The organism is Streptomyces sp. NPDC048211 (genome assembly GCF_043202315.1).
GTDB lineage: Bacteria > Actinomycetota > Actinomycetes > Streptomycetales > Streptomycetaceae > Streptomyces.
The window spans coordinates 34,624-57,616 of record NZ_JBIDAD010000013.1 but is presented as its reverse complement, the minus strand read 5'-3'; the positions used below and the strand labels follow the sequence as shown (position 1 = coordinate 57,616).

The 22,993-nt window shown below is 71.5% G+C and carries 17 protein-coding genes and 1 riboswitch; of the genes, 9 read left to right on the top strand and 8 right to left on the bottom strand.

Annotation, left to right across the window (positions count from 1 at the left end; all coding sequences use genetic code 11):
• Nucleotides 1-157 precede the first annotated feature (157 nt).
• Complete coding sequence (locus tag ACGFZA_RS34980; protein ID WP_385283509.1) at nucleotides 158-1,066, bottom strand: SIS domain-containing protein; 909 nt, start codon at nucleotides 1,064-1,066, stop codon at nucleotides 158-160.
• 357 nt (nucleotides 1,067-1,423) lie between these two features.
• Between ACGFZA_RS34980 and ACGFZA_RS34975 the strand changes: the two genes are divergently transcribed.
• The 3 genes from ACGFZA_RS34975 to otsB all read left to right on the top strand — a co-directional run bounded on the left by ACGFZA_RS34975 (nucleotide 1,424) and on the right by otsB (nucleotide 4,016).
• Nucleotides 1,424-2,638 (top strand): extracellular solute-binding protein, encoded by a 1,215-nt coding sequence (locus tag ACGFZA_RS34975; protein ID WP_393684726.1) that lies wholly within the window; start codon nucleotides 1,424-1,426, stop codon nucleotides 2,636-2,638.
• Between the two features lie 116 nt (nucleotides 2,639-2,754).
• Nucleotides 2,755-3,033: a DUF3263 domain-containing protein gene (locus ACGFZA_RS34970; protein ID WP_385283507.1), complete on the top strand. Its 279-nt coding sequence runs from the start codon at nucleotides 2,755-2,757 to the stop codon at nucleotides 3,031-3,033.
• 128 nt (nucleotides 3,034-3,161) lie between these two features.
• A complete protein-coding gene (gene otsB / locus ACGFZA_RS34965) occupies nucleotides 3,162-4,016 on the top strand; it encodes a trehalose-phosphatase (protein WP_393684492.1) in 855 nt (284 codons plus the stop codon).
• Here otsB and ACGFZA_RS34960 read toward each other — a convergent pair.
• A complete protein-coding gene (locus tag ACGFZA_RS34960; RefSeq protein WP_385283503.1) occupies nucleotides 3,993-5,384 on the bottom strand; it encodes a trehalose-6-phosphate synthase in 1,392 nt (463 codons plus the stop codon). The two genes, otsB and ACGFZA_RS34960, sit on opposite strands and share 24 nt — an antisense overlap.
• Nucleotides 5,385-5,437: 53 nt before the next feature.
• Nucleotides 5,438-6,385 (bottom strand): glucosyl-3-phosphoglycerate synthase, encoded by a 948-nt coding sequence (locus tag ACGFZA_RS34955; RefSeq protein WP_393684723.1) that lies wholly within the window; start codon nucleotides 6,383-6,385, stop codon nucleotides 5,438-5,440.
• Between the two features lie 153 nt (nucleotides 6,386-6,538).
• A riboswitch (SAM riboswitch) is annotated at nucleotides 6,539-6,665 on the top strand.
• A gap of 17 nt (nucleotides 6,666-6,682) precedes the next feature.
• On the opposite strand from ACGFZA_RS34955, the gene thrC reads away from it, so the two are divergent.
• The 4 genes from thrC (at nucleotide 6,683) to groL (ending at nucleotide 11,020) form a co-directional block, all read left to right on the top strand.
• Entirely contained in the window at nucleotides 6,683-7,978 is a 1,296-nt protein-coding gene (gene thrC, locus ACGFZA_RS34950) for a threonine synthase (RefSeq protein ID WP_393684489.1), read from the top strand.
• Between the two features lie 39 nt (nucleotides 7,979-8,017).
• Nucleotides 8,018-8,296 carry a MoaD/ThiS family protein gene (locus ACGFZA_RS34945; protein WP_148019364.1) on the top strand — a complete coding sequence of 93 codons (279 nt, stop codon included), beginning with the start codon at nucleotides 8,018-8,020 and terminating at the stop codon, nucleotides 8,294-8,296.
• A 447-nt stretch (nucleotides 8,297-8,743) separates the two neighbouring features.
• Nucleotides 8,744-8,950 (top strand): cold-shock protein, encoded by a 207-nt coding sequence (locus tag ACGFZA_RS34940; protein WP_003967346.1) that lies wholly within the window; start codon nucleotides 8,744-8,746, stop codon nucleotides 8,948-8,950.
• A 444-nt stretch (nucleotides 8,951-9,394) separates the two neighbouring features.
• On the top strand, nucleotides 9,395-11,020 hold the full coding sequence (groL, locus tag ACGFZA_RS34935) for a chaperonin GroEL (RefSeq protein ID WP_123524516.1): 1,626 nt from the start codon (nucleotides 9,395-9,397) through the stop codon (nucleotides 11,018-11,020).
• A 137-nt stretch (nucleotides 11,021-11,157) separates the two neighbouring features.
• Here groL and ACGFZA_RS34930 read toward each other — a convergent pair whose 3' ends face one another.
• Both ACGFZA_RS34930 and ACGFZA_RS34925 read right to left on the bottom strand, forming a co-directional pair.
• A complete protein-coding gene (locus ACGFZA_RS34930; RefSeq protein ID WP_393684486.1) occupies nucleotides 11,158-12,513 on the bottom strand; it encodes an alpha/beta hydrolase family protein in 1,356 nt (451 codons plus the stop codon).
• A gap of 143 nt (nucleotides 12,514-12,656) precedes the next feature.
• The gene (locus ACGFZA_RS34925; RefSeq protein ID WP_393684484.1) at nucleotides 12,657-13,373 is read right to left on the bottom strand and encodes a TetR/AcrR family transcriptional regulator; all 717 of its coding nucleotides are present in this window, start codon (nucleotides 13,371-13,373) and stop codon (nucleotides 12,657-12,659) included.
• A 109-nt stretch (nucleotides 13,374-13,482) separates the two neighbouring features.
• Here ACGFZA_RS34925 and ACGFZA_RS34920 point away from each other — a divergent pair, with 109 nt between their 5' ends.
• A complete protein-coding gene (locus tag ACGFZA_RS34920) occupies nucleotides 13,483-15,174 on the top strand; it encodes a CocE/NonD family hydrolase (RefSeq protein ID WP_393684482.1) in 1,692 nt (563 codons plus the stop codon).
• On the opposite strand, the gene ACGFZA_RS34915 is transcribed toward ACGFZA_RS34920, so the two are convergent.
• A complete protein-coding gene (locus ACGFZA_RS34915) occupies nucleotides 15,171-17,000 on the bottom strand; it encodes a DUF4157 domain-containing protein (protein ID WP_393684480.1) in 1,830 nt (609 codons plus the stop codon). The two genes, ACGFZA_RS34920 and ACGFZA_RS34915, sit on opposite strands and share 4 nt — an antisense overlap.
• A gap of 141 nt (nucleotides 17,001-17,141) precedes the next feature.
• Nucleotides 17,142-17,870 carry a DUF4232 domain-containing protein gene (locus ACGFZA_RS34910; protein ID WP_393684478.1) on the bottom strand — a complete coding sequence of 243 codons (729 nt, stop codon included), beginning with the start codon at nucleotides 17,868-17,870 and terminating at the stop codon, nucleotides 17,142-17,144.
• Between the two features lie 298 nt (nucleotides 17,871-18,168).
• On the opposite strand from ACGFZA_RS34910, the gene ACGFZA_RS34905 reads away from it, so the two are divergent.
• Nucleotides 18,169-19,116 carry a helix-turn-helix domain-containing protein gene (locus ACGFZA_RS34905; protein WP_393684476.1) on the top strand — a complete coding sequence of 316 codons (948 nt, stop codon included), beginning with the start codon at nucleotides 18,169-18,171 and terminating at the stop codon, nucleotides 19,114-19,116.
• Nucleotides 19,117-19,155: 39 nt separating this feature from the next.
• On the opposite strand, the gene ACGFZA_RS34900 is transcribed toward ACGFZA_RS34905, so the two are convergent.
• Nucleotides 19,156-22,842, bottom strand: a complete 3,687-nt coding sequence (locus ACGFZA_RS34900; protein ID WP_393684474.1) for a S8 family serine peptidase — start codon at nucleotides 22,840-22,842, stop codon at nucleotides 19,156-19,158.
• Between the last annotated feature and the right edge of the window lie 151 nt (nucleotides 22,843-22,993).

The window sequence follows — 22,993 nt, the reverse complement described above, 5'->3', positions numbered from 1 at the left end:
GGGAAACAGTTTCGCCCGACGGACCCCAAAAGGTCTAGTCCACTATCGCTGTTTGTTGCGCATCCATACAAAATCGGGGTCACAACCCGGCGGCAACCCGCCGACATGGGGCGCGACGCCCCGGCGCCCCGTCGCGCCCCGTCGTGTCCCGTGCCGGCTACGCGGGCAGGATCACGCTGCGCGACAGGTTGCGCGGGTGGTCCGGGTCGTAGCCCTTCGACTCCGCGAGGACCACGGCGAGCCGCTGCGCCCGGATCAGGTCGGCCATCGGGTCGGCGGACCGGTGGGCGACCAGCGTCCCGCCGACCGCCGCGACCTCGCCGGCGAGCCCTTCGGGCAGCGCGCCGAAGACCCACGCCACCCGGTTCGGGCCGGTGATCGCGATCGGACCGTGCCGGTACTCCATCGCGGGGTACGACTCGGTCCAGGCGCCCGCCGCCTCGCGCATCTTCAGCCCGGCCTCCTGCGCGAGCCCGTAGGTCCAGCCGCGCCCCAGGAACGTCCACTGCTCGGCCGCGACCACCGCCTCGTCCAGCGGCTCGGTCACCGCCAGTTCCGCGTCGACGGCGGCCTCGGCGACCGTCTTCACCCCGGCCGGGAGCGGTCCCGCCGCCTCCAGCCCGGCCCGCAGGAAGGCGAGCGCGGTGGTGGCGAAGCGCGTCTGGACGACCGACTCCTCGTCCGCCCAGTCCAGCACGGCCACCGTGTCGGCAGCCTCCATGACCGGCGTCTTCGGGTCGGCGGTCAGTGCGACCGTGGCGACCTTGCCGCGCAGCTCGCCCAGCAGGGCCAGCACCTCGCTCGTCGTACCCGAGCGGGTGATCGCCACGACCCGGTCGTACGCCCGCCCGGCCGGGAACTCCGAGGAGGCGTACGCGTCCGTCTCGCCCTGTCCGGCCGCCTCCCGCAGCGCCGCGTAGGCGATGGCCATGAACCAGGAGGTCCCGCACCCGGTCACGGCGACCCGCTCGCCCGGGCGCGGCAGCCCGTCGAAGGCCGCGCCCGCCTCTGCGGCACGACGCCAGCAACTGGGCTGAGTGGCGATTTCTGATGCGGTACGGGACATGCGGAACGGCTCCTTGCGGCTGGGCGGTGGCCGGTGCGGCTCGGTGGCACCGTATGCGGGCGGAGGGTGTCCGACGGGGCGGACGCCGTGAACATGGCGGTCCGGACCCATCAGGAAGGGTCCTGACGTGCCGGGCCGAGACCTCCTTAGCAGTCGCTCCGCGCCCCGTGCAATGCTGCTGTGCTGCGGAAGCGGTACGTCGGTGGTGTAGACCTCCTGCCCGGCGTGGTGCAAAATCGCAGCTCATCCGGAGGGGCCCACGCCGACGTGGGATCCGCGGGTGTGCAATCTACGAGGACGGACTGGGCTGTGCAGCGGCGTTTTTGGGGACTGACGGCGGCTGTCGCCGCACTGGGGATGACGGCCACGCTCTCGGGCTGCGGCGGCAACGGCTCGGACGATGTCACGCTGAAACTGGTCGCGGCCGACTACGGCACGGGTGAGGCCAACAAGTCCGCCACGTACTGGGACGGGATCGCCCGGAGCTTCGAGGCGTCGCACCCCGGCATCAAGGTCGACGTGACCGTCCTTCCGTGGACGGACGTCGACCGCAAGGTCGCCGAGATGGTCAAGGAGGGGAAGGCCCCCGACATCGCGCAGATCGGCGCGTACGCGGACTACGCCAAGGCCGGCAAGCTCTACTCCGCCGACCAGATGCTCAGCATCCCCACCCAGGCCAACTTCCTGCCGAAGCTCGCGGAGGCCGGCCGGTACAGCCGCGTCCAGTACGGGCTGCCGTTCGTGGCCAGCACCCGGCTGCTCTTCTACAACAAGGGCCTCTTCCGCCAGGCGGGCCTCAAGGCCCCGCGCACCTGGGACGACATAGCCGCCGATGCGGCGGCGCTGAAGCAGCGCGGGGTGACGTACCCGTTCGCGCTGCCGCTGGGCCAGGAGGAGTCCCAGGCCGAGACCATGATGTGGCTGCTCAGCGGTGGCGGCGGCTACACCGACGACGTCGGCTCGTACGACATCGACTCCGCCGAGAACGTCAAGACCTTCGACTGGCTGAAGTCGAACCTCGTCGACAAGGGGCTCGTCGGCCCCGTCGCCCCCGGCAAGTTCAACCGGGCCAAGGCCTTCGAGGCGTTCAGCAAGGGCGAGGTCGGCATGCTCAACGGCCACCCGACCCTGATGGAGGAGGCCCAGAAGCAGGGCGTGGACGTCGGCATGGTGCAGCTGCCCGGCCCCGACGGACCCATCACCGGGTCGATGGGCGTCGCCGACTGGATCATGGGGTTCAAGCAGGGCGGCCACCGGGTCGAGATGGGCAAGTTCTTCGACTTCATGTTCAGCGACAAGAACGTGATCGAGTTCGCCGACATGTACGACCTGCTGCCGGTCACCGACAGCGCGTCCGCCGCGATGGAGGACGACGCCAAGTACAAGCCGCTGCACAAGTTCCTGGCCACACTGCCGGACGCGGAGTTCTACCCGTTCGGCAAGACGTCCTGGGCCGCCGCCAGTGAGTCGATCAAGGGCAACATCGGCAAGGCGGTCGAGCCGGGCGCCAACCCGGAGAGCGTGCTCGAACGCATCGCCCAGGAGTCGACGGCCGCGGAGAGCGCGGAGTAGGGACCCGGACCCGGGGCCGGCCCTGCGAACAGACCCGGCCCCGGAGCTGCGACGGACCCCGGCCGGTCCCGGGACCGGGCCTGTGTCCGGGCCGGCGGCGCAATATATTGGCTGATATGACCGCCCTCCCCCCGAACGGCCCCCAGGGTCCCGAAGGCCCCGACGCCGCCGCCCCGCTGTCCGACCGGGACCGCGCGGTCCTGGCGGTCGAGCGGCAGTCGTGGGCGGGTCCCGGGGCGAAGGAGCGGGCGATCAGGGAACAGCTCGGGATCTCCCCGACCCGCTACTACCAGCTGCTGAACGCCCTGCTGGACGACCGGCGGGCGCTGGAGGCGGACCCGGTGACGGTCAACCGCCTGCGGCGCGTACGGGAGGCCCGGCGGGGGCGGCGATGACAGCCGGCCCCGCGTCGCTTCCTCCGCCTGCCGTCCTCCGCCCGCCTTCCACCGGCTCGGACGCGAAGCCGCGGGACGCCGGTGGCCGATCCGCTCCCTCTCGCGCACCGGGTCGTTAGGCTCGCCCCATGGGCAGCCATTCGCACACCCCACCCCTGCCGGCCCCGGCCACCTCCGCCGGACAGGAGGGCCTCGCCGCGCTCCTCGCCCGGCCCGACCGTGCCGTCATCGCACTCGATTTCGACGGAACGCTCGCCGACATCGTCCCGGACCCCGAACAGGCCCGCGCCCACCCCGGCGCCGTCGAGGCACTGGCCGCACTCGCCCCCAAGGTCGCGTCCATCGCCGTGATCACCGGCCGCCCGGCCGGGGTCGCGGTCCGCTACGGCGGCTTCGCCGGGGTCGCGGGGCTCGACCATCTCGTCGTCCTCGGCCACTACGGAGCCGAACGCTGGGACGCCGTCTCCGGCACCGTCCGCGCCCCCGCCCCGCACCCCGGTGTCGCCGCGGTCCGGGCCGAACTCCCCGGCGTACTCGACAGGTTCGACTCCTGGCGCGGCACCTGGATAGAGGAGAAGGGTCAGGCGCTCGCCGTCCACACCCGCCGCGCCGCCGACCCGCAGGCCGCCTTCGAGGCACTGCGCGGCCCCCTCGGCGCACTCGCCGCCCGCCACGGCCTGATCGTCGAACCGGGCCGGCTGGTCCTGGAGCTGCGCCCCTCCGGCATGGACAAGGGCGTGGCGCTCACCCAGTACGTGCGCGAGACCGGCGCCGAGTCCGTGCTCTACGCGGGCGACGACCTGGGCGACCTCGCCGCGTACGCCGCCGTGGAGAAGCTCCGCACCGAAGGCCCCGACGGCACACCCGGCCTGCTGGTCTGCAGCGGCACGGAAGTGCCCGAACTGGCCGAACGGGCCGATCTCGCGCTCCCCGGGCCGGGGGCCGTCGTGGCGTTCCTGTCAGCCCTGGCGGAGCGCCTCTAGCTGGTCGAGGAACCACTGCTGCGGCGGCAGCGCGGTGGCCGTCGCGGCCAGCCGCTTCGTGCGGGCCGTCCGCTCGTCGTCCGCCATCGTCAGCGCCTCGTGCAGCGCGTCGGCGGTGGCGGACACGTCGTACGGGTTCACCGTGATCGCGTCGGGACCGAGCTCCTCGTACGCCCCCGCCTCGCGCGACAGCACCAGCGCACAGCCGTCGTCGGAGACGACCGGGACCTCCTTGGCGACCAGGTTCATCCCGTCCCGGATCGGGTTGACGAGCGCGACGTCCGCCAGCCGGTACGCCGCGAGCGAGCGGGCGAAGTCGTCCTTGACGTGCAGGACGACCGGGGTCCAGTCCGCCGTCCCGTACGCCGAGTTGATCCCGTCGGCGACGCGCTGCACCTCCGCGGTGTACTCCCGGTAGACCGCCAGGTCCTGGCGCGAGGGGTAGGCGAACGCGATGTGGACGACGCGCCCGCGCCATTCGGGCCGCCCGTCGAGCAGGGCGCGGTAGGCGTGCAGACCGCGGACGATGTTCTTGGAGAGTTCCGTACGGTCCACCCGCACGATCGTCTTCCGTCCGGGGCCCACCTGCTCCCGCAGCGCCGCCATCCGCTCGTCCACGTCCGCCTCGTGGGAGCGGCGGCGCAGGAAGTCGGCGTCGGCGCCGAGGCCGTGCACCCCGATCCGGGTGTGGCCGGTGCCGCCGAGGATCTCCGTACAGCAGCCGATGAACGCGTCCGCCCAGCGGCGGGTCAGGAAGGCCGCCCGGTCGGCGCCGAGGATGCCGTGGAGGAGCTGTTCGGCGATGTCGTCGGGCAGCAGCCGGAAGTAGTCGACGGGCGCCCACGGGGTGTGCGAGAAGTGGCCGATCCGCAGGTCGGGGCGGAGCTCGCGGAGCATGCCGGGCACCAGCGCCAGGTGGTAGTCCTGTACGAGGACCGCCGCACCCTCGCCCGCCTCCTCGGCGAGCGCCGCGGCGAAGGCCCGGTTGTACGTCTCGAAGGAGGCCCACTGGCGGCGGAACTCCGCGTCGAAGACGGGCTCGACGGGGGTCTGGTAGAGGAGGTGGTGGACGAACCAGAGCACCGAGTTGGCGATGCCGTTGTACGCGTCGGCGTGCACCTCCGCGTCGATGTCGAGCATCCGGACACCCGGTTCGCCGACACCGCGCCGCACCGCCTCGCGGTCACCGTCCCCGAGGGCGGCGCAGACCCACATCTTGTCGTCCACGGCGCTCAGTCCGGAGACGAGTCCGCCCCCGCCGCGCCGCGAGTCGAGGGTGCCGTCCTCCCGCAGCGTGTACGAGACCGGGCCGCGGTTGGACGCGACGAGGACCTGGGCAGCGGGCTGAGGGGCGTGCTCGGAGACCATGGGCGGAATCTAGCCCGATCGCGAAGCGTCCAAACGTGCGAAGTCGGCCGGTGTCACGCCGCGCGGCGTGAAAGGTACTCCTCGATCTCCCGCATCGGCGGCCGCTCCTCCGTGTCCACCGCGTACGTACGCGGCACGAACCCGTGCTCGCCGCGCTCGAACTGCGTCAGCGACGGGCGGACCAGATGCCCCCTGGAGAGCCGCAGCTGGGCCGTGCGGTAGATGGCGGCCGCCATCCGTCCGAGGGCCTGGCCGTCCTGGTGGCGGTGGATCCTGACCCCGACGTCCACCTGGGCGAGCGCGTCCAGGCCGACCGTGTGCAGGGCGTCGACGAGCAGGCCCAGCTCCACTCCGTAACCGACCGGGAAGGGCAGCCGCTCCAGGAGCGAGCGGCGCACGGCGTACTCGCCGCCCAGCGGCTGGACGAAGCCGGCCAGCTGCGGCCAGTGCAGATTGAGCAGCGGCCGGGCCACCAGCTCGGTCACGCGACCGCCCTGCCCCGCGCTCTTGCCGAGGGGGCGGTCGTACATCGCCTTGACGAACTGCACGTCCGGGTCGGTCAGCAGCGGCCCGACGATGCCGGAGACGAAGTCCGCCGAGAAGTCCTTCAGGTCCGCGTCGATGAAGCAGACGATGTCACCGCCGGTCACCAGGAGCGACCGCCAGAGCACCTCGCCCTTGCCGGGGACGGCGGGGACGCGCGGAAGGATCGCGTCGCGGTGGACGACCCGGGCGCCGGCGCGGCGGGCGACCTCGGTGGTGGCGTCCGTCGAACCGGAGTCGATCACCACGAGCTCGTCGACCAGCCGGACCTTCTCCATGAGCTCGCGCCGGATCGTCGCGACGATGTCACCGACCGTCTCCGCCTCGTTCAGTGCGGGCAGCACCACGCTCACGCTCGGCCCGTTCGCACCGTTTCGGGCGTGCAGCAGACGGTCCAGCGGACGGTCGGCGGCTGACCAGGAACGCCTGGTCAGCCAGCGTTCGACCTCTTCCAGCACGGTCGATACTCCCTGTATGTGATCCATCTCGCGGTTCGGACGACTATCTCAACAGTCCGGTGCTTCGGTTACAGTCTTGAACAACGCAGATGGCCGTCGCATGCCGGGGTCCGTCCGCCGATAAACGCCTGGATCCATGGTCCAGTGCCACAGCGCTCATCCAGAGGGACAGAGGGAACGGCCCGTTGAAGTCCCGGCAACCCTCCCGCCGACCGCGAGGTCAGGTGGGGAAGGTGCCAATTCCGTCTCGTGACGAAATGCGTCGCGAGGAAGATGAGGAGAAAGGGCCTCGCCATCATGGCTGTTGAGACTGTTGCAGCAAACACTGAATCTTCCCTGGACCTCGGTCCCGCCGCGGCGCTTTCCTGCCGCGAATGCGGAGAACGCTTCGCACTCGGTCCCCTTTTCGCCTGCGCGTCCTGTTTCGGGCCGCTCGAAGTGGCGTACGACCTGCCGAGCGGCTCCCCGGACGAGCTGAAGAAGCGCATCGAGGCCGGACCCAACAACATCTGGCGCTACGCGCCGCTGCTGCCGGTTCCCTCCGATGTCGCGGACAAGCCCAACATCAACCCCGGCTTCACCAAGCTGGTCAAGGCCGACAACCTCGCCCGCGAGCTGGGCGTCACCGGCGGCCTGTACGTCAAGGACGACTCCGGCAACCCGACGCACTCCTTCAAGGACCGCGTCGTTGCGATCGCCGTCGAGGCCGCCCGCGCCTTCGGATTCACCACCCTGTCCTGCTCCTCCACCGGCAACCTGGCCGGCGCCGTGGGCGCCGCCGCCGCCCGTGCCGGCCTGCGCTCGTGCGTGTTCATCCCGCACGACCTGGAACAGGGCAAGGTCGTCATGGCCGCGGTGTACGGCGGTGAGCTGGTCGGCATCGAGGGCAACTACGACGACGTCAACCGCTTCTGCTCCGAGCTCATCGGTGACCCGCTCGGCGAGGGCTGGGGCTTCGTCAACGTCAACCTGCGCCCGTACTACGGCGAAGGCTCCAAGACCCTCGCCTACGAGATCTGCGAGCAGCTCGGCTGGCAGCTGCCCGACCAGATCGTCATCCCGATCGCGTCCGGCTCCCAGCTGACGAAGATCGACAAGGGGCTCCAGGAGCTGATCAAGCTCGGTCTGGTCGAGGACAAGCCGTACAAGATCTTCGGCGCCCAGGCCGAGGGCTGCTCCCCGGTCTCCGCCGCCTTCAAGGCCGGCCACGACGTGGTGCGGCCGCAGAAGCCGAACACGATCGCCAAGTCCCTGGCGATCGGCAACCCGGCCGACGGCCCGTACGTCCTGGACATCGCCCGCCGCACCGGTGGCGCCGTCGAGGACGTCAACGACGAGCAGGTCGTCGACGCGATCAAGCTGCTGGCCCGCACCGAGGGCATCTTCGCCGAGACGGCGGGCGGGGTGACGGTCGGCGTGACGAAGAAGCTGATCGAGGCCGGCCTGCTGGACCCGTCGCTCACCACCGTCGTCCTGAACACCGGAGACGGCCTCAAGACGCTGGACGCCGTGGCCGCCACCTCGCAGGCGAGCGCCACGATCCGCCCGAGCCTGGAAGCCTTCCGCGCCGCCGGACTCGCCACCACCAGCTGAGAAGCTTTCGACCACCCGAGACTTCAGGAAGGGCACACCATGAGCGTCAAGGTCCGTATCCCCACCATCCTCCGCACCTACACGGGCGGCCAGGCCGAGGTCCCGGCCGAGGGCGCGACCCTCTCCCAGGTCATCGAGTCCCTGGAGAAGGACCACCCCGGCATCGCCGCCCGCGTCCTGGACGACCAGGGCAAGCTGCGCCGCTTCGTGAACGTGTACGTCAACGACGACGACGTGCGCTTCGAGGGCGGCCTGGACGCGGTCACCCCGGACGGCGCCGGCATCTCGATCATCCCGGCCGTCGCCGGCGGCTGCTGAGCCCACGGGTCCGAGCCCGCCACGCGGGCCGGCCCGACTTCACCGAGTCACCGGAATTGCCCCCTCTGCGAGAGAAGCGGAGGGGGCAATTCTGCATGGTTGAGCGCGGTAGGGTGAGGGAAGCCCCCTCCGCTGCCCGTGCCGCCCGCATATGAGAATGCGCCTGGCCACGACAAGATGCAGCCAAAGTACGTGAGCCCCTTGCGCCTTAAGTCGCCTTTGCCTGGCCTGACTTGCCCTGGATTCTCACGAAATCCCCATATTGGGGCGATCGGCGCGGCTCAGAATTCTCGTCCGATTGACCTGTTGCAGAGGGCAGTTGGGCAGATACATTCGGCCGCGGTCGACGCGTTCCGGCGCACACACCCTCTCCTTTCGGAGGGTGAGTTCTGACCCGGGTCCGCGAAGTGTGGTCCCGTGCAAGGGCCAGTAATAGGGGAGTTAGGCATGGCTCAGGGCACCGTCAAGTGGTTCAACGCGGAGAAGGGGTACGGCTTCATCGCGGTCGACGGTGGTGCGGATGTTTTCGTCCACTACAGCGCGATCCAGATGGACGGGTACCGCACCCTCGAAGAGGGTCAGCGAGTTGAATTCGAGATCTCGCAGGGCCAGAAGGGGCCGCAGGCGGACATGGTCAAGCTCGCCGTCGGCTGAGCCCGGCCGGGTTCGACGCAGTCGGTCGACGACACTACTCACGCACGGAGGGCCCGTACCCCACAGGTACGGGCCCTCCGCGCGTCCCGGCCCGTTTCGATGGCGGTGCTCCGCGCGTCCCGGCCCGTTGCGATGGCGGTGGTCTGCCGCGTCCCGGCCCGTTTCGGCGGGGCGGCCCCCGCGGCTGTCGGGGCTCCGAGGCGGCGGCTCGCGCCCTCCCGTCGTCCGGCCGTCACCCCTCAGGGGGCCGGAGGCGCTTGCACTCGATGGGGTCGAGTGCTAATTATTGGCTTAGCACTCTCTGGGTGAGAGTGACAGAAACTTGGACCGGGCCGGTGAGGCCCGCAGGTCTCCGGGGCAAGGAACCGGCAGACAGGCAGGCCGTCCGTCGCGGGCGCCACTCGGTCCGGAGAAATCCACCCCTGTCCGGGAGGACCACTTCATATGGCCAAGATCATCGCCTTCGACGAGGAGGCCCGGCGCGGTCTTGAGCGCGGCATGAACCAGCTCGCCGACGCCGTCAAGGTCACCCTCGGCCCCAAGGGCCGCAACGTCGTCCTTGAGAAGAAGTGGGGCGCCCCCACGATCACCAACGATGGTGTTTCCATCGCCAAGGAGATCGAGCTGGAGGACCCGTACGAGAAGATCGGTGCGGAGCTGGTCAAGGAGGTCGCCAAGAAGACGGACGACGTCGCCGGCGACGGTACGACCACCGCCACCGTTCTCGCTCAGGCGCTCGTCCGCGAGGGCCTTCGCAACGTGGCCGCGGGTGCGAACCCGATGGCTCTCAAGCGGGGCATCGAGAAGGCCGTCGAGGCCGTCTCCGCCGCCCTCCTGGAGCAGGCCAAGGACGTGGAGACCAAGGAGCAGATCGCTTCGACCGCCTCCATCTCCGCCGCCGACACCCAGATCGGCGAGCTCATCGCCGAGGCCATGGACAAGGTCGGCAAGGAAGGCGTCATCACCGTCGAGGAGTCCCAGACCTTCGGTCTGGAGCTCGAGCTCACCGAGGGTATGCGCTTCGACAAGGGCTACATCTCGGCGTACTTCGCCACGGACATGGAGCGCATGGAGTCGTCCCTGGACGACCCGTACATCCTGATCGTGAACTCGAAGATCAGCAACGTGAAGGACCTCCTTCCGCTGCTGGAGAAGGTCATGCAGTCCGGCAAGCCGCTGCTGATCATCGCCGAGGACGTCGAGGGCGAGGCCCTGTCGACCCTGGTCGTCAACAAGATCCGTGGCACCTTCAAGTCCGTCGCCGTCAAGGCCCCGGGCTTCGGTGACCGCCGCAAGGCCATGCTCGGCGACATCGCCATCCTCACCGGTGGCACCGTCATCTCCGAGGAGGTCGGCCTCAAGCTGGAGAACGCCGGTCTCGACCTGCTCGGCCGCGCCCGCAAGGTCGTCATCACCAAGGACGAGACGACGATCGTCGACGGCGCCGGTGACAGCGACCAGGTCCAGGGCCGCGTCAACCAGATCCGTGCCGAGATCGAGAACTCCGACTCGGACTACGACCGCGAGAAGCTCCAGGAGCGCCTCGCGAAGCTGGCCGGCGGCGTGGCCGTCATCAAGGCCGGTGCCGCGACCGAGGTCGAGCTCAAGGAGCGCAAGCACCGCATCGAGGACGCGGTGCGCAACGCCAAGGCCGCCGTCGAGGAGGGCATCGTCGCCGGTGGTGGCGTGGCTCTGCTCCAGGCCTCGGCCGTCTTCGAGAAGCTCGAGCTCTCGGGTGACGAGGCGACCGGCGCCAACGCCGTCAAGCTGGCGCTGGAGGCCCCGCTCAAGCAGATCGCCGTCAACGGTGGTCTCGAAGGCGGAGTCGTCGTCGAGAAGGTGCGCAACCTGCCGATCGGTCACGGCCTCAACGCCGCGACCGGCGAGTACGTCGACATGATCGCCGAGGGCATTCTCGACCCGGCGAAGGTCACGCGCTCCGCCCTGCAGAACGCCGCGTCCATCGCCGCGCTCTTCCTCACCACCGAGGCCGTCATCGCCGACAAGCCGGAGAAGGCCGCTGCCGGCGGCGCCCCGGGCGGCATGCCGGGCGGTGACATGGACTTCTGATCCTGACGGATCGGTAGTTCCTGCACAGCAGTACATGACACCGGCCCCCGGGGATTCGTCCCCGGGGGCCGGTGCCGTGTGTGTGCGCCCGCGCGGAGTCGTCTCCGGGGCGGGTGTCGTGCGGGTGCGCCCCCGCGCTACGGGGTGAACACCATCTCCGGGAAGCGGGCCGAGGGGCCGTCCAGCAGATGGTCGTCGTGGCCGCGCAGCCACCGTCCGAAGAACGACGTCACATACGCCCGGGTCGAGGCCGCCGCCCGGTCCGGCCGTACCGTGCCCACCGCCTCCGTCAGTCCGCCGCCGGGCTCCGCGCCCTGCCGGGCCAGTTGCGGCAGCAGCGACTGCGCGTCCGTGTACGAGGCGTGGCGCGAGCCGGTCAGGGTGACGTCCGCCTTCCAGCCGCGGGTGTTCCGCCAGAACGCCGCCCAGGAAGGCTGCTGCCGGTAGTCGCCCGATCCCTCGCTCCGCGTCCCCATCAGCAGCAGCGGCCGGTCGAGCCCCTCCAGTGCCACCGTGCTCAGCCGGCTCCCGTCCGGCAGCTCTCCGCCGACGTAGTCCATCTGCCCGTCCAGGTTGACGCCCGCCCGGATCCGCCGGTCGTCGTGCATCGCCTGGGCCGCGGTGAAGCCGCCCGCGGAGTGGCCGGACATCCCGACCCGACGCAGATCGAGTACGTCCCCGAAGCGCGTCCGGTTCAGTGCCGGCAGCCGGTCGAGGACGAACCGGGTGTCGGCGACCCGTACCGCCACGACCTTGCGCAGCAGGGCGCTGACCGCGTCCGGGTCGGTGGGCGGGGCGCCGTCGAAGATCCTCATGGTGGCGAGCCGGCCGCCGGGGAACTCCACCTCCGTCGCCTCGTAGGTGTGGTCGACCGTGACGACGGCGTAGCCGTGGCTCGCCAGGTCGTCCACCAGCGCGGTGTTCCAGGTGCGCGGGTCGCCGAGCCCGGGGGAGTAGAGGACGACGGGCAGCCGCCCGGCCCGGGGGTGCACGGGCGCGTCCTGCCGGGCGTGGCTGAGCGTGGCGCCCCAGTCGACGGTCCCCGGCGCCATCCCCAGGTTCAGGGCGGCGGCGCCCTCGGGCCCTCCGAAGTGGGCGGCCGCGGCGGCGGACATCTGCGGTACGCGGGGCGCGGATCCGCCGGGCGCGGCCGGGTAGCGGACGCTGATCATGAGCTCGCGGTACGGGGCGGTGTCCGGCGCCCACGGGTCGGTCCGGGTGCGGTCGACGAGGTGGAAGGTGGTGGAGCCGACGTCGAACGGGCCGGTGGGGCGCGGCAGTCGGGCGGTCGGCAGCACGCCCGAGCGGGCGGTCGCGGTCCGCGTGCCGCCCGTGCGGGCGCTTCCGGTTCCGGTCGGCGTCCCGGGTCTTCCGGCTGCGGCGGACGGCACGGCGGACGCGGCAAGCGCGGCGGAGGCGGCCAGCCCGGTGGCGAGCACCTGGCGGCGGTTGCGGTTGCGGTGGCGATGGCGGGCACGCGGGACTGCGGTCACTGGAACTCCCCGTTCGGGTGGCACGGTGTGCGCTGGGCGGCGGACGCCCCACGATGCCCGTCCCGGCCCCTCCGGCGCGTGATACCGGAGTGCCGAGTCGGCCGGCCGGTGCCTGCTACCCGGGTATGAGTCCGGCCGTCCGGTCAGCCCGCGTCGAGGCCGTCCACCAAACGGTTCAGGAAGCGGGTGAACGTGGCGTCGGGGGTGACCGGCTGTCCGGCCGAGGCGAGGGCCTCGGCCAGTTCCGGGTGGTGGCCGTCGGCGGCGACGGCGGCGAGGTAGAGCGCTTCGGCCGCGGCCCGGTCCGGCGACTGGGCGGCCTCAGCCTGCGCCACCTCGTGGGCGACGTGCCCGGCCACGAACGCGGTGAGCTGGGCGAAGACCTCCAGCCGGGCGCCGCCGCCGAGACCGCTGGAGCGCAGGGCCGCCAGGGCGTGTTCCAGGAAGGCGAGGGTGCGGGGCCCGAGTGTCCGGCGGGCGGGCACGGCGGTGGCCAGCCAGGGGTGGCGGAGCATGTGGTCGCGCTGGAGGTGTCCGATGGCCTTGAGGTCGGCCCGCCAGTCGCCGGTGAGCGGGGCGGACGCCGGGAGTTCGCCGTTGACGTGGTCGATCATCAGGTCCAGCAGCGTCTCCTTGTCGGGGGCGTAGCTGTAGAGCGACATGACGCCGGCGCCCACCTCCGCGGCGACCCGCCGCATGGTGACCGCGTCGATCCCTTCGGTGTCGGCCAGGGCGACGGCCGCCACGGTGATCGCCTCGCGGCTGAAGGCGGGCCTGCGTCCCCGGCGGGGCCGTTCCGGGTTCAGCCAGAGTTCTCGGGGGTCGACGCCGGCGGCGCCGGACCCCTCGGCACGGGTCACGAGCCTGCTGTTCCCTTCCTCACCACTGCGGCTGCTGTCTGCCGTTCATCCAAGCACCCATGTATTCTCGTACACAGTACGAGAATACATGGAGCGATGGAGGCGAACGATGACATCACGCACGCACGACGCCCTGCCGAGGCCTGCCTGGACGCCGTCGGCCGCGAAGCCCCCGTTCTCCGCCCGGATGATGCGGGCCACCTGGCGCGGGCTTCCGGCGAGGCGCCACCGGGCCGGCTGGGAACCGGGACTGGCCGTGCCCGCCGCCGACGGCAGCCCCCTGATCACGGACCACTACTTCCCCCGTGACGAGGGCGACTTCCCCACCCTCCTCGTGCGGTCGCCCTACGGCCGGGGCGTGCCCTGGTCCCCCCAGTACGGGATGCTCTTCGCCGAACAGGGCTTCCACGTGATCCTGCAGAGCTGCCGGGGCACCGGCGGTTCGGGCGGCACCTTCGACCTCTGGCGCAACGAGGCCGCCGACGGCCTCGCCACGGTGGACTGGCTGCGCGAACAGCCCTGGTTCAACGGCACCCTGGGCACCGTGGGACCCAGCTACCTCGGCTACGTCCAGTGGGCGCTCGCCCTGGACCCGCCGCCGGAACTGAAGGCCATGGCGGTCCAGGTCGGCCTGCACGACCCGTACGCCCTCTTCCACACCGACGGCGTGCTCCATCTGGAGAACGCGCTCGCGGTCGGCGCCGGCATGACCTACCAGCACCGCGGCATGCGGCCGTTCATCAAGGCGACGCTGCGCCTCAAGCGCCACCTGAACGACATCGTCACCGCCCGCCCGCTCCGGGGCGCGTACGCGGCCGGACGCGGGCAGGAAGTGCCCTGGCTCGACGACGTGATGACGCACCCGGACGCCGACGACCCGTACTGGCAGGGCGCGTCGGCGGCCGAGGCCGCCGACCGCCCCGGTATCCCCACCGCCCTGATCACCGGCTGGCACGACGCCCTCGTCGACCAGACGTTCCAGCAGTACGCCCGGCTGCGCGCGGCAGGCCGCGAGGCCGCCCTGCTCGTCGGCCCCTGGACCCACACCTCCGCCCTGCAACGGGGCTGGCCCGAGGTGTTCGCCGAGAGCCTGGCCTGGCTCCGCGCCCACCTGTGCGACGACCCCTCCGAGCTGCGCCCCACCCCCGTACGCATCCACACGGCCGGTGCGGACGCGGCCTGGCAGGACCTCGACGCCTGGCCGCTCACCCCCGTCACCACCGCGTGGTACCCGACCGGCGACGGCCACCTCACCCGGCAGCCGCCCACCGACACCGCACCCCTGGCCGCCTTCCGCCACGACCCGGCCGACCCCACCCCCTCCCTCGGTGGTCCCCTGCTCTCCGGCACTGCGGGCGCCCGCGACAACAGCACCCTGGAATCCCGCGGCGACGTCCTCACGTTCACCGGCCCGGTCCTGACCGAGCCCGTCACGGTGCTGGGCGCGGTCTCCGCGAGGATCAGCGCGTCCACGGACACCGGGCACGGGGACGTCTTCACCCGGCTGTGCGACGTGGACGCGGCCGGCCGCTCCACCAACGTCTGCGACGGCATGGCCCGGCTGCGCACGCCGGACGAGGACCCGGCGCACGTCACCGTCCCGATGAGCGTCACCGCGTACCGCTTCGCCGCGGGACACCGCATCCGCTGGCAGATCAGCGCCGGTGCACACCCGCGCTACGCGCCGAACCCGGGCACGGGCGAACCCCGCGTGGAGGCGACGGAGTTCGTGTCCGTGCGCGTCACCGTGCACGCGGACTCCGCGCTGGTGCTGCCGTACGGTGCGGAGAAGGAACTCTAGGCGAGCGCCTCCACCAGCACGCGGGGCAGGAAGGTGGAGGTCGGGACGCCGACCTCCACGCAGAAGTCGGCCAGCCTCATTCCGGCGGCGTCGGTATCGAGCTTCCGGTTCCGGTAGATGTTCTGGCTCACCCGGTAGCGGCCGGGCGCCACCTCCTCGACGGGGACCGATCCGGCGTATCCGGGCAGGGTGAGGGAGCCGTTGTTGACGCGGCCGCCGGCCGGGAGGCCGAATTCCATGGTGCCGGCGACGAGCTGGGCGCCCGGCAGGAGTTCGGTGAGCGAGACCTTTTCCTTCGTGACGACCGTTTCCTGTGCGGTGTTCAGCTTGACGTAGATGAACGAGCCCTTGATCTCCATGGGATGGATCGGCTCGCCGTAGTAGAAGAACTTCGTCTTCTCCTCGTTCTGGGAGATCCCCGTGTACCTCCCGTTCTCGATGTCGTCCATCCGCATCATGAAGTACGTGTAGTCCCGCATGTGGTCCCGGCCCAGGGCGCCGGCCAGCCGGTCCACCTCGGCCACGGAGGTGACCTCGGTCCAGGCCCCGGCGTCGAACGGACGCGGGGCGGCGTTCACGGTGATGCTCAGGATGTCGCGCAGCAGGCGAGCCTGCCTCTTCTTGTCCCCGGCCGCGTTCGCGGCCTTCAGTTCGTCTCCCAGCGCGGTGAGTTGCGTGAACCGTGCGTCGCCGAGCGGAGAGAACGACTGGCCGTCGTAGTCCGTGTCCTCGCCGCTGGCGGTCGGTTCCGCGCGGAGGCTGGTGTTGGGGCCGAGGAACTGGTTGCCGCCCTGCCACTCGTAGAAGGCGTAGCGGATCTCGTTCAGGTTGTTCCCCAGGAACTCGGCCGTGTCGCCTCCGCCCTTCTTGACCAGCGCGGCGCGGAACCGGGTCCTGAAGTCGTCCCGGTTCATGTGCGGCGGGATCTCGACCTTCAGATTCGCCAGCATCGTGTCGGTGATCACCTCGGGAACCGCTTGGCGCAGCAGCGTCGCCCGCTTCTCGCCGTCCATGGACTCAAGGGCGCCGGTCAGCTGGGAGTGGGCGACGACGTGGTGCGCGGTCAGCTCCCAGCCGTTGTGCGCGCCGCCGGAGGCGTGGGGGTTGTCGCTGCGCATCCGCTGCACGGACGGCTCGCCGGAGCCGTGCGTGTGGGCCGTCGCGTCGGTTGCCGCACGGACCGGGGCGCTGCCGGACAGGACGCGCGTCGCCTGCGCCTCCGCCTCCCGCTCGAACCGGTCGGAGGGATCGGAGACCCGGAGTCCGCCGCCGTTGTCGCTGCCGCTCACCGGTCCCTGGCGCTGCTGGATGACGTGGGTCAGCTCATGGGCGAGGGTGTGCCGGTCGCCTCCGCCTTCGCCCAGCACGATGTGGCTTCCCGAGGTGTACGCGCGAGCGCCGATCTCGGCGGCCGAGGTGCGGGCGGCACCGTCGTTGTGGATGCGTACGTCGGTGAAGTCGGCGCCGAACCGGGCCTCCATGTCCGTACGGGTTCCGCTGTCCAGCGGCTGCCCGGCGGAGCGCAGCACGTCATGCACGGCGGAGCGCTGCACCGAGGCCGGCCCGTCCTGCTGATGCCCGTGCCCGCAGTCCCCGCCGTGCTGGTGAGCCTCCTCGGCTCCGGGGTGGCCCGCCTGCCGCAGCAGCTGGACCACGGCAGCGTTTCCCGCCGCGCGCGGAAGCGGAAGCTGGAGCGGCGGCCCCTGCGGGAGCGACTCCTGCCGCGCGGCGCCTGCGGCTCTCTCCGGCGTACGCGAAGGCTTGCCCGCCGCCGCACGATCGGGGCCTGCGTCGTCATGGGCGGGCTTGGAAGCGTGCGGGCGCATCCGGGTGACCTTCCGGGCTGGGCGGGGTGAACCTTTCCTGTATACCCGGGACATACGGGGCGGGGCCAGGTACCCCGGGGGCAGAGAGCGTTGCCCGGCGGGGCGGTGGGGCGCCGGCGCCGGGCCCGCTGCGCGGAGCGGTCAGAGCTGGTTGATCGGGCGCATGGCCAGGCCCTCGGTGCCGGCCCAGCCGTTCACCCGCGCCGCGTCGTCGTAGGAGACGGAGCGGAGTCCGCCCGGCAGGCCGAAGACGAGAGTGCCGTTGAGCTCGGTGCCCTCACCGGCGACCAGGGTGGCGGTGAACCGGGTGGACTGGTCGTACTCCGCCTCGCCCCCCTCGTCGTTGCCGAAGACGTACAGACCGGCGTACGCCTTGCCGCCTCCCTCGACGACCACGGGCTCGGTGTCCGGCTCTTCGAGCAGCTCGACGGTCGGAGCGCTGTCACCGGCTCCGAGCCGCACCAGCGGTGCGTCGTTGAGGACACACGGCGCGCTGCTGCCGTTGGTGACCGTCAGCAGGAAGTGGCGGGGGGTCTCCCCGGACGCGTCCTGAAGCTCGACTGCGGTCGTGAGGTCGGTGGTCTTGCAGTCCTGGTGGCTGGTGCCGTTCCCGCCGCCGGTCTCGCCGCTGTCCCCGCTCGCCTCGTCCGTCGCGCCGCTGCTCCCGGTCCCGGAGTCGCCCGAGGGCTCGGCGGCCTTCGACGGGCTCTCGGCCGCCGGGGCGGAGCTCGACGGGCCGGCGGACTGGTCGTCATCCCCGGAGGGCTGGCAGGCGGTGGCCGCCAGCAGGGCCGCGACGACGCCCGCCCCCAGGAGGGTGCTGCGCAGCGTCCGACGTACGGAACCGGATCTGAACGTGCCTGAGTTCATGGTGCAGTCCTCTTCCCCCGTGACCGGCCCCCGGGGTCGGCCTGTGTGCAAGCGATACAGGCGAGTGTGACCGTGGCCGAGCGGTGAGGTCACGCGGAATCCGGATCTGTTACCGCTCCCGGATGAACCGCCGACCGTGAGGTGACGATGTCCGGAGAGGCCAAGATCCAAGAAATGGGATGGGAGTTGAGTGCGGGGCGGCTGATCCCGCGATGACTCAGCGCCACACGGCTGACACGCCCTGGGCTTACCATGCACTCGGTGCCCCGATGGTCACCGAACAGCGGAGGGTGAGGGCATGGAACTCGACGAGCTCGGGATCGTGCCGGATGAAGCGGCCGTCTACCAGATCCTGATCGCTCAGCCGTCGGCCGGGGCGGAAGCGATCGGCGAGGCCGCAGGTCTGCCCGCCGGACGGGTCGATGCGGCACTGCGCTCCCTGGTGGCCCGTGGCCTCGTCGTCCGCGCCGTCGACGGGCACCGGTATTCCGCAGCGCCCCCGGCCGTCGCGCTGGGCGCCGAGCTCGCAGCGCACCGCGAGCGGTTGCAGCGCGCCGAGGTGACGGTGGCGCGGCTCACGGAGACGTACCGCATGGCGACCGCGGACCGCGCCCAGCGCGAGCTCGTGGAGATCGTCGAGGGCAGCGAGGCCATCGGCACCCGCTACCGACAGTTGCAGCTGTCCGCACGCCGCACCATCGACATCTTCTCGGCGGGCAGGCCCCAGGCGGTCACCCCGGCGGACAGCGAGGAGGTGACGGCCATGGCCCGCGACGTGCGGGTCCGCGCCGTCATCGACCAGGGTTTCCTGCGCGAACCGGGCGCCGCGGAGAACGTCGCGCAGTCCCTGGCCGACGGGGTCCAGGTCCGGACCGTCACCGAAGTGCCGTACAAGCTGATCCTCTGCGACGAATCTGTGGCGATGCTGCCGCTGCACGGTCGGGACGCCGACGTCGACCCGGCGGTCGTGCTGCGCGGCGGCCTTGCCCACATGGCCCGGGAACTGTTCGAGCAGGTGTGGGAGCGCGGCAGCCCCTACCAGGAGGCGGCGGACGTCGGCATCGACCCGGTCGACGTGCACATTCTGCGGCTCCTGCTCGCCGGGCTCACGGACACCGCCGTCGCCACCCAGGTGGGGCTCTCGGCGCGGACCGTGCAGCGCCGCATCCAGCTGATGATGACCCACGCCGGCGCGACCTCGCGGCTCCAGCTGGGCTGGTACGCCGGACAGCACGGGTGGGTGTGACCCCCCCTCGGGCCACACCCACCCTGATCCAGGCCCTGTTTACTTCAGCGTGATCGCCCGGATCACGTCCTGGCCGATCGTCAGCCCGTCCGGCGCCCCGGCCGCGGCCCGCAGCGACACCGACTTCGCGGTGCGCGGCGTGTCCAGGACCGTCGTCCAGCGGCCGTCACCGGCCCGCTTGAGCTTGGCGTCCCGCCAGGTCGCCCCGTCGTCGTACGAGACCTGAAGGGTGGCCGACGTGGCGGCGCTCGCCCCGTCGTACGTTGCCGAGCGCAGGCCCAGGGTGAGGCGCTTGCCCGCCCTGGCCGTGCCCTGCAGATCCGTGGCGACGTCGTAGGTGAGGTTCAGCATCGGCACATTGGCACGGGCCGTGCCCGTCGGCAGCGGCTTGTAGTCGAAGCCCCACGTGGTGCTCGTGCTCGTGGTGCCGGGCCAGGCGGCGGTGGTGCGCTGCCCGGTCGCGACGAGCTTGTACGAGCCCGCCGTCATGTTGGAGGCACGGCCCGACTGGGCCTTGGACGTGGCCAGCTGGGTGTCGCCGCGGTAGAGCGTGGTCTGCTTGGTGCCGCCGCCGGCCCCGACATGGCCGTCGTCACCGCCGGACCACATCGCGACGTTCCAGTTCAGGGTGTTGGTGCTCGTCTGGTACGGGACGTACGTGTCGCCCAGGCGCGCGCCCTGGACCGGCTTGAACCAGCCGCCGTCGTAGCGGCGGCCACCGGCGTACGAGTCCGTCGAACCGCGCTCGAAGTAGCCGTCCGCCGCGTCGAGTCCGGTGTGCTGCTCGTACCAGGACCCGACGGCGGTGGTGTCGCCGGTGACGTACTCCGTCGTCGTCCGCGACCACTTCTCGTAGGCGTCACCGCCCAGACCCGCGCCCCACGCCGGGATGAAGTAGCGCCCGCCGTAGCCGAGGGTGCCCGGCGCCGCGTACACGCTGTTGTTCACGCGGGCCAGATCGTGGTCGTCCGGCTTGTACGCCAGGGACTTGTCCGGGATGACGTCCTTGAACTGCTGCACCAGGTCGTAGCTGTAGTCCGGGTACTGCTGCTGCTTCACGTGCAGCCGGCCCTTCCCCGACTTCGCCTCCGAGACCAGGCGTGCGCCGTCGCCCTGCCGCACGGAGGCGACGGTGAGCCCGCCGGCGACGCCGTAGCTCTGGTACAGGCGCCCCGGGGCGTCGTTGACGACGACGAGCAGCGTCGCGCCCGCGTCGGCGGCGGCCTGCGCACGCTCGGCCGGGGTGACGTCGGCGGTCCGGTCGATGATCACGGCCTTGCCGCGGACGTCGAGGCCGGTGTAGTCGGCCGCCGTGCCCCGGCCCGCGTACACGGTGCGCAGGGTCGACGAGCCGTCGTGGTAGGTGGTGTTCGGCTGGGACGTCAGCTCGATGTCCCGCCCGGTGCCGGTCTCGGCGTCGAGGGCCTTCTGCCGCAGCCGCCAGTGCAGGAACGCGCGCATCGAACCGTCCGACACCTTCTTCGTCGGCGCCAGATACAGCGAGTCGTACTTGGCGGCCAGAATCCAGGAGGTGGACCAGTTGATGCCCGCGCCGGCGTCGTAGGTGCGCTGGAGGTTGAAGACGGCCTGCGTCTCCTCGCTCTCCCGCTCCGGGACCGCGTATGCCTTCCGCAACTTCGTCGCGTCCAGGTCGGCCGTGCCGGACGAGTGGCCGTCGCCGAGCGTGGCCTCGTCGGAGATCAGCAGCGCCTGGCCGAGCGAGTCGGCGGTGTCGCCGGGCACCTCGGCGTAAGACGTGGTGGTGTAGCGGCCGGGCGGCAGACGCAGCGTCTTCGTACCGTCGACGGCGATGACCGCGGCGTCGGTGGAGTCCGCCGTGTGCAGCGTGACGTTGCCGGCCTGCGGCTTCCCGTCCCGGCCCGTCAGCTTGATGGTGTAGTCGTACATCTCCGCCTCCTTGAAGAGGGCGAAGCCGGTGTGCGCGACCGCCTGGCCGGTCGCGGTGTCCGTCGCGACGACATGGCCGGAGAACGTGGTGCCCGCGGGGACCTTCGACGGGTCGAGGGTCAGGGTCACCGTGGCGGTGCCGTGCGCGGGGACGGTCACCGAGGACTGCGACAGCGTGTACGCGTCGGCGTCCGTGTCGAGGGCGAGGGCCAGCGTGACGTCCGCGTCGCCGTCATTGCGGTAGGCGACCGTGCGGGTCTCCGTCTTCGCGTCGGCGTTCGGCCAGTCGTACGCGGCGGCCTCCACGGAGCCCGTCGCCTCGATGGTGGAGCTGATGGCCGAGGCCACGTTCACCCGGCCGGTGCCCGCCGCGTACGGCGTCTCGGCGGTCTTGTCCGACGTCGACATCAGCGCGTTCTTGATGCGCTCGCCCGTCCAGTCGGGGTGCCGCTGCTTGAGGATCGCGGCCGATCCCGCGACGAGCGGCGTCGCCATCGACGTACCGCTCATCGTCCGGTACAGGCCGCCCGTCCAGCCCGGCACCGACTGCGAGGCGGCGGCGGACACGTCCGTGCCGGGCGCGGAGACGTCCGGCTTGAGGCTGTGCGTGCGGATCAGCGGGCCCTGGCTGGAGAACGCGGCGCGGTCGTCGTTCCTGTCGACCGCGGCCACCGTCAGCGCGGAGGCGGCGGCGCCCGGGGAGCCGATGGTGCCCGGGTCGTAGGCGTTGCCCGCCGCGATGACGAACAGCGGACCGCCGTCCGCGGAGAGCTCGTTCACGGCCTGCGACGTCGGGTCCGTGCCGTCGGACCCGCTAGGGGTGCCGAGGCTCATCGACACGATGTCCGCGCCCTGCGCCTTGGCCCACTCCATGCCCGCGATCGAGTACGACTCCTCGCCGGTGCCCTCGTTGCCGAGCACCTTGCCGACCAGGAGGCGGGCCCCCGGGGCCGCGCCCTTCTCCTTGGCGCCGGAGGCGGCTCCGGTACCGGCGATGGTGGAGGCGGTGTGCGTGCCGTGGCCGTTGCCGTCGTCGACGCTCTGGCCGGGCACGAAGCTCGCGGTGGCGTCGACCTGCCCGACGAGGTCCGGGTGGTCGAGGTCGGCGCCGGTGTCGAGCACGGCGACCTTGACGCCCGTGCCGTCCAGGCCCTGCTGCCATGCGTCCGTGGCCTTGATCTGCGCGGTCTCGGTGGCGAGCGAGGCCTCGACCTTGCCGTCGAGCCACAGCTTGCCGATGCCGCCCGACAGGGACTTCGGGTCGGAGCCGGGCGCGATGCCCTTCCAGAACGATGTGGCCCGGCCCTTGTCGGCGCGCAGCGCGTTCGCGTGGATCGAGGAGAGCGTACGGACCGACTCGGCGTCCTTGGGCGTGGCCGGGGCCTTCGCCGTACGGGCGGCGGCCGGGGCGGTCGCGATCACCGGGACGGTGTCCGTGTGCGCGTCGTCGTAGCCCATCGCCACCAGTCCGGTGACGTTGAACAGCCGCTCGTCGAGCTTTCCGGCTGCGAGCAGCGACATGGCCTGGCGCGGGATGACATACGTGTCGTCGCCGCGGGTCTGCACCTCGACGCCGGCGGATCCGTCCTCGGCAGGGTCCACGGTCACCACGTCGTGGTTGCCGGGCAGGTCGGTGTAGTGCACGAGATCACCGGTGACGAGGGTGATCGCGTAGGACTTGCCGGCCGGCGCACTGGCCCCGGTCCCGGCGGCCGGATCGGCGTCGGCCGCCGGGGCTGTGACCGATCCCCAACCGATGAGCGCCATGGTGAGCGCGGTCGCGGCGGGGAGGTAGCGGCGTCTGGGTATGGATCGCATGGGAACGGTTTATCCGGTGCGGGGCACCTGGCGCACCGGCGGACGGTGTCGAGTTCCCGCCATGGCGAGAATCGGACGCCGAGATTCCCCTGGCCGCCGGCTCACGGATGAGGGCAGGCGGCCGACGAAAAGCGGCCGGCGGCCGACGGAA

Excerpts from the sequence above, each read along its gene's own strand:
- ACGFZA_RS34980 (WP_385283509.1), bottom strand. The coding sequence starts at position 1,066 with ATGTCCCGTACCGCATCAGAAATCGCCACTCAGCCCAGTTGCTGGCGT.
- ACGFZA_RS34940 (WP_003967346.1), top strand. The coding sequence starts at position 8,744 with ATGGCTCAGGGCACCGTCAAGTGGTTCAACGCGGAGAAGGGGTACGGC.
- ACGFZA_RS34920 (WP_393684482.1), top strand. The coding sequence starts at position 13,483 with ATGACATCACGCACGCACGACGCCCTGCCGAGGCCTGCCTGGACGCCG.
- ACGFZA_RS34960 (WP_385283503.1), bottom strand. The coding sequence starts at position 5,384 with ATGGTCTCCGAGCACGCCCCTCAGCCCGCTGCCCAGGTCCTCGTCGCG.
- ACGFZA_RS34900 (WP_393684474.1), bottom strand. The coding sequence starts at position 22,842 with ATGCGATCCATACCCAGACGCCGCTACCTCCCCGCCGCGACCGCGCTC.
- thrC (WP_393684489.1), top strand. The coding sequence starts at position 6,683 with ATGGCTGTTGAGACTGTTGCAGCAAACACTGAATCTTCCCTGGACCTC.
- ACGFZA_RS34945 (WP_148019364.1), top strand. The coding sequence starts at position 8,018 with ATGAGCGTCAAGGTCCGTATCCCCACCATCCTCCGCACCTACACGGGC.
- ACGFZA_RS34915 (WP_393684480.1), bottom strand. The coding sequence starts at position 17,000 with ATGCGCCCGCACGCTTCCAAGCCCGCCCATGACGACGCAGGCCCCGAT.
- ACGFZA_RS34905 (WP_393684476.1), top strand. The coding sequence starts at position 18,169 with ATGGAACTCGACGAGCTCGGGATCGTGCCGGATGAAGCGGCCGTCTAC.
- ACGFZA_RS34975 (WP_393684726.1), top strand. The coding sequence starts at position 1,424 with ATGACGGCCACGCTCTCGGGCTGCGGCGGCAACGGCTCGGACGATGTC.
- ACGFZA_RS34910 (WP_393684478.1), bottom strand. The coding sequence starts at position 17,870 with ATGAACTCAGGCACGTTCAGATCCGGTTCCGTACGTCGGACGCTGCGC.
- ACGFZA_RS34970 (WP_385283507.1), top strand. The coding sequence starts at position 2,755 with ATGACCGCCCTCCCCCCGAACGGCCCCCAGGGTCCCGAAGGCCCCGAC.
- groL (WP_123524516.1), top strand. The coding sequence starts at position 9,395 with ATGGCCAAGATCATCGCCTTCGACGAGGAGGCCCGGCGCGGTCTTGAG.
- otsB (WP_393684492.1), top strand. The coding sequence starts at position 3,162 with ATGGGCAGCCATTCGCACACCCCACCCCTGCCGGCCCCGGCCACCTCC.